A 13,895-nucleotide genomic window follows, 5' to 3' on the forward strand; every position below is an offset into this window, starting at 1 on the left:
AAAGTAAATTTCCTTATAAAATATTGTAATTGAATTATTAAAGCTAAAGCTTAATCTATTTATATTTTATATTCAGATTCGACTATTACTCATCACCATAAAAAAAGAGAATTTACAAAAACGAATAAAATCAGGTAGATTAGCATTCGCTTTAAATGATGGGTAAATATATTACTTATATGGAATTAGGCGTGATTCAAAAGATTACTTTAGTTTTCAAATAACAATAATAAAAAGCTAGCTAATAGTCCTATTTAATAATAAGCAACGATATAAAGATACTACTATTGTAGCACGCCTTGGTGAAATAGATGAATTAATACTGCGTAGTTTTCAATTTACATTTATTTGAGACTTATTATTTAATTACAAAAATAAAGGATATTAATAAAAACTTATAATTATAGTTTTAATTGGGTCTTTATATGATTTTAGTCTATTTTGATATACTCAGTTAATTTTATGATAAATACAACAGAACTAATAAAAATAATTCTATATGTGTATTTAAAATAATAGAAAAATGGTTTAAAAACTATTTATTAGTACATAAGCAAATTGAGTTTTCTAAACAATTCAAAAAGGTTTATCAATAAGGTTTAGATAAATGCGTGTTTGATAAGAGTAGATGAAGAATAGAAAATAGTCATTTATCATTTACAAATTTAAAATAGCAATATAATTTTTAATGCTGTGTCACATTGGCTTAAGAATCCATGATCAAGAAATCTTGATGTTACATCAAATAATGCATACCAAAAATGTTTTCGAATTACCTCTGTGACCTTTAAAAATTCGAAAATGAATATTATCTTTTTTCTCGTTATAATACTGTACTCAGTATAAGGTCATGCCTATCAACAAAATAAAGCTGGAGTTTTACAATGACAAGTACCCAACAACGTGCCGCACTGCAACGCCAGATCTGGCAAATTGCCAATGATGTACGCGGTGCAGTGGATGGCTGGGATTTTAAGCAATATGTATTAGGTGCACTGTTTTACCGCTTTATCAGCGAAAACTTTTCCAGCTATATTGAAGGAGGTGATGATAGCATTAACTATGCAGAGCTCACTGATAACGTCATCACTCCTGAAATCAAAGACGATGCTATCAAAACTAAGGGCTACTTTATTTACCCTAGCCAACTATTCATTAACGTAGTTGCTGGTGCTAACACTAACGAGAAACTGAATACAGATTTGGCTGATATCTTTGGCGCCATAGAAACATCTGCTAATGGTTACCCTTCAGAAGAAGATATCAAAGGTTTATTTGCCGATTTTGATACCACTAGCAACCGACTTGGTAATACTGTTAAAGAAAAAAATATTCGTCTGGCTGCTGTACTCAAAGGTGTTGCAGGCTTAGATTTCGGTGACTTTGAAGATAGCCACATTGACCTATTCGGTGATGCCTACGAGTTTCTTATTTCCAACTATGCCGCCAATGCCGGTAAATCCGGCGGTGAGTTTTTCACCCCGCAATATGTATCGAAACTGATTGCGCAGCTAGCAATGCATAAGCAAACTAGCGTTAATAAAATTTACGACCCTGCGTGTGGTTCAGGCTCTCTACTGCTACAAGCCAAAAAGCATTTTGATGCCCATATTATTGAAGAGGGCTTTTTTGGTCAGGAGATTAATCACACCACTTATAACCTTGCGCGTATGAACATGTTTTTGCATAACATCAATTACGATAAGTTCAATATCCAGCTGGGCAACACTCTAATCGATCCACATTTTGGCGATGATAAACCTTTTGATGCCATTGTCTCTAACCCACCTTACTCGGTAAAATGGATTGGCTCGGACGATCCTACTCTAATTAACGATGATCGCTTTGCCCCCGCAGGTATACTCGCGCCTAAGTCTAAAGCTGACTTTGCTTTTGTATTGCATGCACTAAGTTATCTTTCAAGTAAAGGTCGCGCAGCGATTGTTTGCTTCCCCGGTATTTTTTATCGAGGCGGCGCTGAGCAAAAAATTCGTAAATATTTGGTAGATAATAACTATGTTGAAACTGTGATTTCTCTTGCACCTAACCTGTTTTATGGTACTACCATCGCAGTGAATATTTTGGTGCTCTCCAAACACAAAACCAATACCGAAACTCAATTTATTGATGCCAGTGGTCTATTTAAAAAACAAACTAATAACAATGTCCTGACGGACGATCATATTAGGCAGATTATGGAAGTCTTCGATAGCAAAGATGACATTGACTATTTAGCCAAATCGATATCTTTTGAAAAAATTGTTGCTAACGATTATAACTTGTCTGTCAGCAGCTATGTCGAAGTCAAAGACAACCGTGAAGTGGTGAATATTATTGAGCTTACTACCAAACTAAAAAATACCGTCGCCAGAATCGATCAATTGCGTAAAGAGATTGATGCCATTGTTGTGGAGATTGAGGGTGATAAAGGCAGTGAGGTCGAAGCATGAGTAGTAGGAACTTTATGGAAAAACTGTTGGATGGCATTGATGTGGAATGGAAATCCCTAGGGGAAATTGGTGATTTTGTTAGAGGGAAAAGGTTTGTAAAAACCGATATGATTTCAGAGGGGAAACCGTGTATTCATTATGGAGAAATGTATACGCATTACGGTATCTGGGCTAATGAAACAAAATCATTCGTTGATGAAGAATTAGCTTCAAAGTTACGAGTTGCTAGTCATGGCGATATCATTATTGTTGCGGCTGGGGAAACAGTAGAAGATATTGGCAATGGCACGGCTTGGTTAGGCAAAAATGATGTTGTAATTCACGATGCTTGCTTTGCATATAAAAGTAAATTAGATCCAAAGTATGTATCCTATTATCTTAGAACTAGCCATTTTAAGGAGCAAATAAAGAAAAATATCTCTTCTGGGAAAATTTCTGCAATAAATGCAAATGGCTTAAGCAAAGCAATAATACCTATCCCCTGCTCTGAAAATCCAGAGAAATCGCTAAAAATCCAAACTAAAATTGTTCGTATTTTGGATGCATTTACGGAGCTTACCACCGAGCTTACCACCGAGCTTACCGCACGTAAAAAACAATACAACTACTACCGAGACCAATTGTTGAGTTTCAAAGAAGGTGAAGTTGAGTGGAAGACATTGGGCGAAGTCACAGAGAAAATTTATTCTGGAGGGACTCCTAAAACAAGCATTTCAGAATACTGGGACAATGGCACAATCCCTTGGATGAGTTCAGGGGAGGTTAATTTAGAAACTATTTACAAAACTGAAAAATATATTAGCGAATCTGGATTAAAAAATTCTAGTGCCAAATTCGTTCCGAAAAACTCAATCGTAATTGCCCTTGCTGGACAGGGGAAAACTCGTGGTAAAGTCGCAAGAACAAGAATTAATTTAACAACAAATCAATCTCTAGCATCACTTATATTTGATGATAAAATTATAAACCCAGATTATGTATATCATTTTTTAAGAACACAATACGAAAATTTACGCCAAATATCATCAGGCGGTGGAACCAGAGGAGGACTTAATTTGTCGATGATATCAAGCTACAAGTTACCTGTTCCATCATTAGAAAAACAACTCCACATCGTTTCCATACTAGATAAATTCGACGCCTTAACAAACTCTATAAGCGACGGTTTACCGCATGAAATTAAGTTACGCCAGAAACAATATGAATATTACCGCGATTTGCTGTTTAGTTTTCCTATGCAAGAACAGGTAGTGCCATAATATGAGCAAAACTCTAATGGGAATAGCCCAGCAGTTAAAAAGTGCTGATAAAAAAGTGCAGTTAATTTATGCCTTCAATAGTACAGGTAAAACCCGACTCTCATGTGAGTTTAAGCGACTAATTGCACCAACAAAAGATGATGAAAATCAAGAGTCATCCTTCACACGCAATAAAATTCTTTATTACAATGCTTTTACTGAAGATTTGTTTTATTGGGATAATGATTTAAATCAGGATGCTGAACCAAAGTTGAAAATCCAGCCTAATACCTTTACTGATTGGATACTAAAAGATCAGGGGCAAGATCGAAATATTATTACAAATTTTCAGCATTTAACCAATGACAAATTAACCCCTAATTTTAATGAAGAATATTTTTTTAAAGATAAAGAAGGTAACGATGTTATTATAAAGGCTTTTTCGGAAGTGACCTTTTCGCTTGAACGAGGTGATGATGAAAATTCAGGCTACCTGAAAATTTCTAAAGGTGAAGAGAGTAATTTTATCTGGAGTATTTTTTATACACTTCTGGATCAGGTTATTAACGTTCTCAACGTTGCTGAACCTGACTATCGTGAAACCAATCAGTTTGACCAATTGGAATATGTATTTATTGATGATCCAGTGAGTTCTTTGGATGAAAACCATTTAATTGAGTTAGCCGTCAATCTAGCCGTTTTAATTAAATCCAGCCAGTCTGGCTTAAAGTTTATCATCACAACACACAACCCGCTATTTTATAACGTACTCTTCAATGAACTTAATATAAAAAATAAAGTTTGTTATCTGTTAGAACGCTTCGAGGATGGCAACTTTGCCCTTACAGAAAAAAATGGTGATTCCAATACGAGTTTTTCCTACCATCTGCATCTCAAACAAATTCTTGAAAAAGCAATCGCAGATAATCAAGTGCAAAAATATCACTTTACTTTATTGCGTAATCTGTATGAAAAAACTGCTAGTTTTTTGGGTTATCCAAGATGGTCGAAACTCTTGCCTGACGATAAACAAGCTTATTTAAACCGGATTATCCAATTTACCAGCCATTCAACGTTATCAAATGAAGCCGTTACTCAACCAAGTGAACCTGAAAAAAAGATGGTTGCGTTATTACTGAATCACTTGGTTACCAATTACAATTTTTGGCAACAGGAAAAACAGCATGGTTGATTACACTGAAACTATCGCGGAATTAAATAACTTTATTGTACTCAATAAATATACTAAAGCATTGCAGGCTAACGAAAACTATCAAAGTGAAAGTGACCTGGAAAGAGAGTTCGTTCAGGACTTAAACAAACAGGGCTACGAGTATGTATCTGATATAAATACGCCTGAAAAAATGCTAGCTAACGTGCGTGAACAGTTGAAAGTTTTGAATAATGTGCAGTTTACTGACGGAGAGTGGCAGCGATTTGTAGAAACCTATTTGGATAATCCTAGTGATAGCATTGTCGATAAAACCTGCAAAATTCACGACGACTATATCCATGATTTTGTCTTCGATGATGGCCGCATCCAGAATATCTATTTGGTGGATAAAAAAAATATTGCTCGCAACAAATTGCAGGTGATTAAACAATTTGAACAAACTGGCTCCTATGCCAATCGCTATGATGTCACTATTTTGGTGAACGGCCTGCCGATGGTACAGGTTGAGCTGAAAAAACGCGGGGTAGCGATTCGTGAAGCCTTTAATCAGGTACACCGTTACAGTAAGGAGAGCTTTAATAGCGAACATTCACTATATAAATATTTACAGTTGTTTGTGATTTCCAACGGCACCGATAGTCGCTATTTTGCCAATACAACCCAACGTAGTAAAAATAGCTTTGATTTTACTATGAACTGGGCGGATGCTAAAAACAACCTTATTAAAGATCTAAAAGATTTTACCTCGACATTCTTCCAAAAAAATACTCTACTCAATGTCCTACTTCATTATTCGGTATTTGACGTTAGCAATACTTTATTAGTGATGCGTCCTTATCAGATTGCCGCTACAGAGCGAATTTTGTGGAAGATAAATAGTTCGTATGAGACTAAAAACTGGAGTAAATCTGAAAGTGGCGGTTATATCTGGCATACCACCGGTTCAGGGAAAACCTTAACCAGCTTTAAAGCCGCGCGTTTAGCTACTGAACTATCGTTTATTGACAAAGTGTTTTTTGTAGTAGACAGAAAAGACCTTGACTACCAGACTATGAAAGAATATCAGCGCTTTTCGCCTGACAGCGTTAATGGCTCTGATAGTACCGACGGACTTAAGCGTAATTTGGATAAAGATGATAATAAGATTGTTGTCACTACCATCCAGAAGCTTAACAACCTGATGAAAAGTGAAGCTGACTTACCAATATACAATAAGCAAGTCGTGTTCATTTTTGATGAATGTCATCGCAGTCAGTTTGGTGAAGCACAGAAAAACCTGAAGAAAAAATTTAAAAAATTCTATCAGTTTGGTTTTACCGGCACGCCTATTTTTCCAAAAAACGCCTTGGGTGCTGACACAACGGCCAGCGTGTTTGGCTGTGAATTGCATTCTTATGTAATCACCGACGCTATTCGCGATGGTAAAGTGCTTAAATTTAAGGTGGACTATAATGATGTGAGACCAAAATTTAAGGAAATTGAAACGGAGTTGGATGAGAAAAAGCTTAATGCGGCGGAAAATAAGCAAGCTCTATTGCACCCTGAACGTATTCGAGAAATATCTCAGTACATTTTGAATAATTTCAGGCAGAAAACTCACCGGCTACAATCAAATGCTCAAGGCTTTAATGCTATGTTCGCTGTGAGTAGTGTGGATGCCGCCAAGCTATATTATGAGTCGCTGAATAAACTACAAGAACATAGTGATAAGCCGCTGAAGATAGCGACTATCTTTTCGTTTGCAGCCAATGAGGAGCAGGATGCTGTAGGCGATATTCCGGACGAAAGTTTTGATGTCTCGGCAATGAATAGCAGCGCTAAAGAGTTTTTAAGCGCTGCTATCAAAAACTATAATGATTTCTTTAAAACCAATTTTAGCCTAGAAAAAAGTAATGACTTCCAAAATTACTATCGTGATTTAGCTAAGCGTGTCAAATCAAAGGAAATTGATTTGCTAATTGTAGTGGGTATGTTCCTTACCGGTTTTGATGCACCTACACTCAACACTTTATTTGTCGATAAAAATCTGCGTTACCACGGTTTAATACAGGCTTTTTCACGTACTAACCGTATTTATAACGCTACCAAGACTTTCGGTAATATTGTCACATTCCGCGATTTAGAACAGGCGACCATTGACGCTATTACTCTGTTCGGCGACAAAAACACTAAAAATATAGTTCTGGAAAAGAGCTACAAAGAGTATATGGAAGGCTTTACCGATATAGTAACTGGTGAAGCGAGACGAGGCTTTGTAGACGTTGTTACAGAATTAGAACAGCGCTTCCCCAACCCTGATGAAATTATTTTAGAAAAAGATAAAAAAGACTTCGTGAAGTTATTTGGTGAATATTTACGTGTAGAGAATGTATTACAAAACTATGATGAATTTGCCAGCCTGAAAGCCCTGCAAAGCGTCGATATGAATGATAGTGAAGCTGTTAATACTTTTAAAGAACAACACTATTTAAATGATGACGATCTGGCGGTATTGCAGACCGTCAGGATGCCTGCTGAACGAAAAATTCAGGACTACCGATCAGCTTATAACGACATTCGCGATTGGTTGCGCCAAGAAAAATTGTCCAATGAAACAGAAAAATCAAATATTGATTGGGATGATGTTATCTTTGAAGTGGACTTGCTGAAATCACAGGAAATTAATCTTGATTACATTCTTGAATTAATTTTTGAACACAATAAAAAAAATAAAAGTAAAGCAGGCTTAATTGACGAAGTTCGTAGATTAATCCGTGCTAGTCTCGGTAACCGAGCCAAAGAAAGTCTGGTTGTTGATTTTATTAACCAAACAGACCTAGATAAAATTAATGATAAAGCTAATATTATTGAGGCTTTCTTTACTTTTGCACAAATAGAACAACAACGTGAGGCACAAGATTTAATTAGCTCCGAAAATCTGAACGAAGAAGAAGCTAAACGTTATATCACTACTTCTCTGAAACGTGGGTTTGCTAGCGATAATGGCACTGAATTGAATGCAGTTTTACCTAAAATGAGTCCGCTCAATCCTCAATACCTAATAAAAAAACAAAGTGTTTTTCAAAAAATTGCAGCATTTGTTGAAAAATATAAGGGAGTAGGTGGAAAAATATAAATATTTTAAGAAAGCATCCACTGTTCTCTGTCACGATAATTTGGATGTAACATTCAGTTTTATGCTTATTAAAAAGCTAGCGTAAAAACTTTTGTCTTACACTTAAGAGTCGTTAGTTTAAAGATAGCTGCTGGTGCTCAATTACTATATTGACAACCATAATATGTCTTTTAATATATTATTAAAAACGAAGTGACTCATGGCTAATAAAGTTCACTTAAAGTCGTTATATTGAATAGTATATTATAATACTTGTTTCACTAAACTCATAATATATTCAAGATTCTTTGTATCGCTAACGGTTAATTCATAATCCCCTGTCGCCCAGTGTCCTACATTCGACACATCTTTGGTCAATTTTTTAGGATCATCGAGGTTACCTTTTTTAGCGTTAATCCACATTTTTAACGATTTATTTTGTAAGTGGATAGAAACGATATTATTTTTACCTTGCTTAAAGGCTAAATAAAATTTTTTAGGTGATATTTCTAAATCAGGTGATAAAATTAATATAGCATTCTTAAAACTTTCATAGAGTTCTAGAATATCATCTGCCCTGTCTTTCAAATGATAATCTTCATCATAAACAACTAGCTCTTTAGTTACTTTTGCGAGAGCAGAATCTTTAGCTTGTTGGACTTTCTTAATGCTTGGTGCTGATTTGGATTTTTTAATCGGGTTGATTGAAACCAAATCATTTTCAAATCGTCTTATTTCCCAAAGTTCAATGGCTAAGTCTTTAAAATTAGTTGATTGTTTTTGATAGTCAGTAAATGCAGATGAAACAAAAATAATTTTACTTTGTGACCAATCAATCTGATTGCGCTTTAAATTTTCTTGGCAAGACTCATTATATTCAACAATAAAATTGGCTTGGTATTCCAGCATTAGATTTAAATAGGTAATACCTTGATCAATAACACTAAAATTACGCTCTCTTTTATATTCAATAATTACGAACGCATTAGCTTCAGTATCATATGCCAGAGTATCAATACGATAATCTTTAATAACAAATTCAGACTTAACAAATTTTAAATTACTGATGGTCTCCAAATTTTCTTCAAATAACGACTGAATTTCTTTTTCTAATTTAAATTGTTTTTCTTTTAAAATTTTCAATTTACTATTTTTATTTGAGAAAATTTGCATTATCTATTCTTCCAATTATTTTGCCTTGTTACTTGCAAGAAAGTTAAATTTATTAACTATACTTTCGACTGCTTTGGGTGTAACTTCCATAATCTTTGCTATATCTTCAATAGAAACATTTTTATCAATCAATGTTGAAACCATAGCAAACTCTAATTTTTCTCTTCTTGCCCGTTCAATTTTGGTTTTATCATTTGCCGATTTTACTTTATCCCTAGCAATCTTTTTCTCTTCTTTCCTAATCTGCTCAACCACCTGATAAGTCGGGACATAGGTAAGACTTTTCTCTAAATCATCCATAATGCCCATGTTTCTGAAACTTTCATAGGCTTCTGTGCTGATGATAAGATGATCAATTAATGCAATATTAAGTATACGGCCTACCTGGATAAGACGATCAGTAATATCTAAGTCTGCTTTGGAAGGAACAAGACGCCCTGAAGGATGGTTGTGAATAGCAATAACACGTGACGCATTTTTCATAACGGCTACACGATATACATTCATAGGCTCTATATTAACGGCCTTTACTGAACCTAAAGCAATTAATTCGATATAGAGGATATACCCTGCTTCGTTCATACCGATAATCCAGAAATGCTCTTTTTCTTTGTCTATCTTATTTTCACGAAGAAGTACGCGTTGCATGATGCTGAATACATCATCTGAACCTTCTATATAACGCTTATCGTTTTTGCCAAGTTTAATATCCATACATCGTTTATAGTTAAGAGCATTAACCTAAAATATAACATAGTTTACTCATTATTATAAGTAAACAGCATTTGCTAAACCAATGATATATTGTTTGTATTTTTGCATATTAATTGATTAATTTAATGAGTGGTGAAGAAATAAATCTGTTGTCTGGATAGGCCGCTCAACCAAGTCGTGTTTGATTTTCTTGCACCAAATTACTCAGAAAATCAGCTACTACTCTTATTCTTCGGGAGTTAGTAAGGTCGGAGTGGATGACTAGCCAAATGGGTTGATTGCAGCCAATATCGTTGCGAACACAAATCAGATTTTTGGTTAAGGCAATAAAATTCGGTAAGACACCCATTCCGATACCTGTTTCAACTGCACTGATATGTGCAGACATGCTGCCGGCTGTCAGACAACAGGTTTTGCCACGGCTGTTTTTTTCTATCCACTTTGCTGCCGGCAAGTTCTGGTGTGTTTCCGGCCAGCCGATAAAATCAGCGTTTTTTAACATTGTTTCTTCTTTGTTTAGCGGTTTGCGCTGTAAATAGCTTTCAGATGCATACAAACCAAAACCAAGCTCTCCTAAACGGCGGATGGTTACTTTACCCTGCTCCGGGCGAACCAGACGCAAGGCCATATCAGCGTCTCTTCTTTGCAAATTGATAGTTGATACACCAGTAACCAGTTCCAGGGTTAAATCAGGGTGTGCTGAATATAGCTTGGGTAAAGCCGGAATAATAAGATGATCTGCCAGCCCTTGAGCCGTAGCCAAACGCACGTGCCCGCTGACACTGGCATTGACTCCGGTAGCCATGGCATCAAACGCGTGTCCGGCCTGTTCCAGTATTTCTGCCTGCGAAACGAGTATTCTGCCTTCATCTGTCAGCTTATAACCTTGCTGATCGCGGATAAATAACCTATATCCCAGCACTTCTTCCATACGTTCCAGACGGCGGTAAGTTGTAGCAATGCCAAGTTTTAATGTCTTTGCAGCACCACTCAATGTGCCTTCACGTACGATTGCCAGAAATACTTTAGTATCATCCCAGCATAGTTTTTTGTTCATATTTGATTTCCGATTTTGGAAAACAAGTTACCAGATTTAGCTATATATCTGTCAATTTTCGCAAAGTATACTGAATTAACGCTGCTTTCACCAAGCTGATAACTATGTTTAAAAGCAGATTTATAACAACTCAATACCATCTGTTTTCAGCCGGCTGTGAACAATTGCTGACCTTTTTAGTTTTGTATATCAGGCCGAACTCTATCTGTTTGAAAAATTGATTGCAAAAAAGGAAATGATTTAGTGAATAATTCAGAAAATAAGACACAATGGCGTAAATGGATGGCTGTTTGCATGCTTGCAATAGCGTCATTTATTGTGGTGAGTACCGAGCTGGCACCGATTGGTATGTTATCAGCTATAGCCTCATCTATGGGACAAAACAGCGGTACTACCGGTTTGGTTGTGACTTTGTATGCATGGCTGGGGGCTGTTTCTGCCCTTGTTTCAGTTACTACATTCAGCCATCTGCCTCGTAAATCAGTAGTGATTGTATTAATGTTGCTGATGGCTGCATCGAATGGTATTGCGGCTATTAGTGAGCATTTTTCTGTACTTTTAATCGCTCGTTTGTGCGGTGCAGCTGCGCATGGTGCATTCTGGGCGATGGCGGGCACTATGGGGGCGCAACTGGTATCAGACAAATATACCGGCAGAGCCACAGCAATTATATTCAGCGGTGTTTCAATAGCCAGTATACTCGGTGTTCCCTTTATTAACTGGATTAGCAGCACAATTGGCTGGCGTTTATCATTTTTATTACTGGGCGTATTAGCCATAATTACCGCAATTATTCTGACTTTTACCCTGCCGGCTGTATCCGGTACTTCCCGAATGGGGCGAAAACAATTTTCAGCAGTTCTTCAGATTAAGCAGTTACGCCATGTTTATCTGATTGCTACTGCTGCCATTATCGCCCATTTTGCTGCTTTTACCTATATTGAAGTATTTATGGCCGAAGAAATGGCTATTGCTGCCAACTGGATTGCGGTTTGTCTGTTTGTATTCGGTATAGCCGGTGTAGCTGGTAATCTGTTATGTGGTCTGTTTATAGACAGATATCTGAAAAGTATACTTGGTGCAGGCTTAGTGCTGATTTGTGGCAGTCTGACTCTGCTGAGTGCAGTCTTGTCACATAGTCCAATCATGCTGATGGTATTGGTGCTTGCGTGGGGTTTGGGTGTAGCCATATTATTTGTTGGTATTCAGGCATGGGTAATACGGCTGGCTGGAAATGATAACGCTTTACCCGCCTCTGCTATTTATGCAGCTATTTTTAATGGAGCCGTAGGCATTGGGGCGATTATCGGAGCGGGAATTATTGATTTCGGCAATATGAAAATGCTTTATTTAATTGCCTCTTTGATCACTTTATTCAGCCTGTTACAATTACTAATCAGCAAAACGATGCATAAACCGGCGCAGTGAAACCAATATATTGACTTATACATTTTTATATCTAATGCCGCCAATTCAGAAGAATTTAAGCTGTAGCTAATTTGTCTGATTTAAAAGAAATATAAACTCAAATCAAAGGCCGCTGAAATAAGCGGCCTTATTCACACATTTCAGAATTAATCCTGAAATTTTTTCTTGATTGCAGATATTTCAGATTCATATAATCACTCATTATATAAATTTAAATATCCACTAATAAAAATAGTTTATCCCTTTTACGGATAAGTAAATACCAATATAAAGGAAATTTGTAATATGGATATCTTATCAGTGCTCAAAATTATCCCTATGAGCTTTATTCAAGAGTTTTTCAATGATCGATTCATCCCTTCAGAAGAAGATATGACAAAAATTTCAAAGTATTTAATTGAAAAAAGAAAAGAGTTAAAAAATAAAAATGCTAGTATTATGGAACAAAAACTTATACTATTTACAATACCCTATTTAAAATACCTTGAGCTAAGCCAAATAAATGATTGGCAACAAAAATATTGTGAAGATATTAATTTATTATTTGATCTATATATTGCACAAGGTAGCTGGCATAAAGGTATAAGAAGAATTATATGGAATGAAAGCGAATTAACTTATTACTATTTTAATTCACTTTCGATCAATGACAAAACAAATACTCAAAAGGAAGTATTATCAGCCAATAAATGGCCTTCTTACCTTTTTTGGAGTTCATTCATAATATCAATATTAATAGGACTAATTCTTTTTATCTTTAATAATTTTTTTGAAAAAATTGTAATTTATTTTTTAATGGTACCATTTATATTAACAACATTTCTTTGTGCACTGATAAAGTATAGAGATACTGTTGTTGTATCTGCTACAAACCGAATCATAAATAAATATCCTGATTTAATTCGAACAACTAAGGATAATTCCTAAATAAAACCGCTCATAGGAGCGGTTTTATTTAGTTTACAAATTAATCCTGAAATTTTTTCTTGATTGAATCTACTGCGCCATCTATAGCATTAGCCACTTCATGCACAGCTTCTTTCACGCCGCCAACGGCCTTATCAACCATTCCTTCAGACTGGGTTTTTGTATCACCCACTACTTTACCCACGTTCTGTTTTACTTCGCCTTTGGCTTTATCTACAAATCCGTTATCGCTCATAACCATCTCCATTCTGTATGTCTACTGCATGCAACAGTATTCAATTAAACACAAGTAAATTCTTATCCTTCAATGATTTATCTTAGAGAGACAATTAGCAGTAAGCAATGGAAAACGCCAATATTTGCAGCTAATTACATATAAAAATAATTTATTGGTAAATCATGCAGTTAATTAACTTAATATCAATTTATTTACAATTTTCTTTATCTAGAAATAAAAATCTATTTGGTTAAATATAGCTGTAGATAATTATGAATTTTATGATATTAAATTTAATATTTGTTATTATTAGTTAAATTGTAAATTAATAAATTTGTTCATTTTTCGACAAATTTAAAAATTTCAAATTATTTGATTACTACCAGGCAATGTTTCTAACAGTGTACAAATTAATTGCTTAGC

General features: G+C 35.4%; 10 protein-coding genes. 6 read left to right on the top strand and 4 right to left on the bottom strand.

Features of this window, described 5'->3' with window-relative positions; translation table 11 throughout:
- Positions 1–884: 884 nt before the first annotated feature.
- From GYY70_RS03080 to GYY70_RS03095, 4 genes are read left to right on the top strand one after another with little or no spacing between them, the layout of a single operon-like run.
- Complete coding sequence (locus tag GYY70_RS03080; RefSeq protein ID WP_084547733.1) at positions 885–2,450, top strand: type I restriction-modification system subunit M; 1,566 nt, start codon at positions 885–887, stop codon at positions 2,448–2,450.
- Positions 2,451–2,464: 14 nt separating this feature from the next.
- On the top strand, positions 2,465–3,709 hold the full coding sequence (locus tag GYY70_RS03085) for a restriction endonuclease subunit S (RefSeq protein WP_202984437.1): 1,245 nt from the start codon (positions 2,465–2,467) through the stop codon (positions 3,707–3,709).
- Between the two features lies 1 nt (position 3,710).
- A complete protein-coding gene (locus GYY70_RS03090) occupies positions 3,711–4,880 on the top strand; it encodes an AAA family ATPase (RefSeq protein WP_174831260.1) in 1,170 nt (389 codons plus the stop codon).
- Positions 4,873–7,977 carry an HsdR family type I site-specific deoxyribonuclease gene (locus GYY70_RS03095; protein ID WP_174831261.1) on the top strand — a complete coding sequence of 1,035 codons (3,105 nt, stop codon included), beginning with the start codon at positions 4,873–4,875 and terminating at the stop codon, positions 7,975–7,977. Before GYY70_RS03090 ends, GYY70_RS03095 begins: the two co-directional genes overlap by 8 nt.
- A gap of 243 nt (positions 7,978–8,220) precedes the next feature.
- Here GYY70_RS03095 and GYY70_RS03100 read toward each other — a convergent pair whose 3' ends face one another.
- The 3 genes from GYY70_RS03100 to GYY70_RS03110 all read right to left on the bottom strand — a co-directional run bounded on the left by GYY70_RS03100 (position 8,221) and on the right by GYY70_RS03110 (position 10,900).
- Positions 8,221–9,129, bottom strand: coding sequence for a DUF5655 domain-containing protein (locus GYY70_RS03100; protein WP_174831262.1), 909 nt, complete (start codon positions 9,127–9,129; stop codon positions 8,221–8,223).
- A gap of 15 nt (positions 9,130–9,144) precedes the next feature.
- A complete protein-coding gene (locus GYY70_RS03105) occupies positions 9,145–9,843 on the bottom strand; it encodes a JAB domain-containing protein (RefSeq protein WP_174831263.1) in 699 nt (232 codons plus the stop codon).
- A 166-nt stretch (positions 9,844–10,009) separates the two neighbouring features.
- Positions 10,010–10,900, bottom strand: coding sequence for a LysR family transcriptional regulator (locus GYY70_RS03110; protein ID WP_174831264.1), 891 nt, complete (start codon positions 10,898–10,900; stop codon positions 10,010–10,012).
- 243 nt (positions 10,901–11,143) lie between these two features.
- Between GYY70_RS03110 and GYY70_RS03115 the strand changes: the two genes are divergently transcribed.
- On the top strand, positions 11,144–12,328 hold the full coding sequence (locus GYY70_RS03115) for an MFS transporter (protein ID WP_174831265.1): 1,185 nt from the start codon (positions 11,144–11,146) through the stop codon (positions 12,326–12,328).
- A gap of 285 nt (positions 12,329–12,613) precedes the next feature.
- On the top strand, positions 12,614–13,255 hold the full coding sequence (locus GYY70_RS03120) for a hypothetical protein (RefSeq protein WP_174831266.1): 642 nt from the start codon (positions 12,614–12,616) through the stop codon (positions 13,253–13,255).
- Positions 13,256–13,295: 40 nt separating this feature from the next.
- Here GYY70_RS03120 and GYY70_RS03125 read toward each other — a convergent pair whose 3' ends face one another.
- Positions 13,296–13,490 (bottom strand): CsbD family protein, encoded by a 195-nt coding sequence (locus tag GYY70_RS03125; protein WP_174831267.1) that lies wholly within the window; start codon positions 13,488–13,490, stop codon positions 13,296–13,298.
- Positions 13,491–13,895 lie beyond the last annotated feature (405 nt).

It is taken from the genome of Snodgrassella sp. ESL0324 (assembly GCF_013344955.1).
Classification (GTDB): Bacteria; Pseudomonadota; Gammaproteobacteria; order Burkholderiales; family Neisseriaceae; genus Snodgrassella; species Snodgrassella alvi.

Excerpts from the sequence above, each read along its gene's own strand:
- GYY70_RS03080 (WP_084547733.1), top strand. The coding sequence starts at position 885 with ATGACAAGTACCCAACAACGTGCCGCACTGCAACGCCAGATCTGGCAA.
- GYY70_RS03085 (WP_202984437.1), top strand. The coding sequence starts at position 2,465 with ATGGAAAAACTGTTGGATGGCATTGATGTGGAATGGAAATCCCTAGGG.
- GYY70_RS03090 (WP_174831260.1), top strand. The coding sequence starts at position 3,711 with ATGAGCAAAACTCTAATGGGAATAGCCCAGCAGTTAAAAAGTGCTGAT.
- GYY70_RS03095 (WP_174831261.1), top strand. The coding sequence starts at position 4,873 with ATGGTTGATTACACTGAAACTATCGCGGAATTAAATAACTTTATTGTA.
- GYY70_RS03100 (WP_174831262.1), bottom strand. The coding sequence starts at position 9,129 with ATGCAAATTTTCTCAAATAAAAATAGTAAATTGAAAATTTTAAAAGAA.
- GYY70_RS03105 (WP_174831263.1), bottom strand. The coding sequence starts at position 9,843 with ATGGATATTAAACTTGGCAAAAACGATAAGCGTTATATAGAAGGTTCA.
- GYY70_RS03110 (WP_174831264.1), bottom strand. The coding sequence starts at position 10,900 with ATGAACAAAAAACTATGCTGGGATGATACTAAAGTATTTCTGGCAATC.
- GYY70_RS03120 (WP_174831266.1), top strand. The coding sequence starts at position 12,614 with ATGGATATCTTATCAGTGCTCAAAATTATCCCTATGAGCTTTATTCAA.
- GYY70_RS03125 (WP_174831267.1), bottom strand. The coding sequence starts at position 13,490 with ATGAGCGATAACGGATTTGTAGATAAAGCCAAAGGCGAAGTAAAACAG.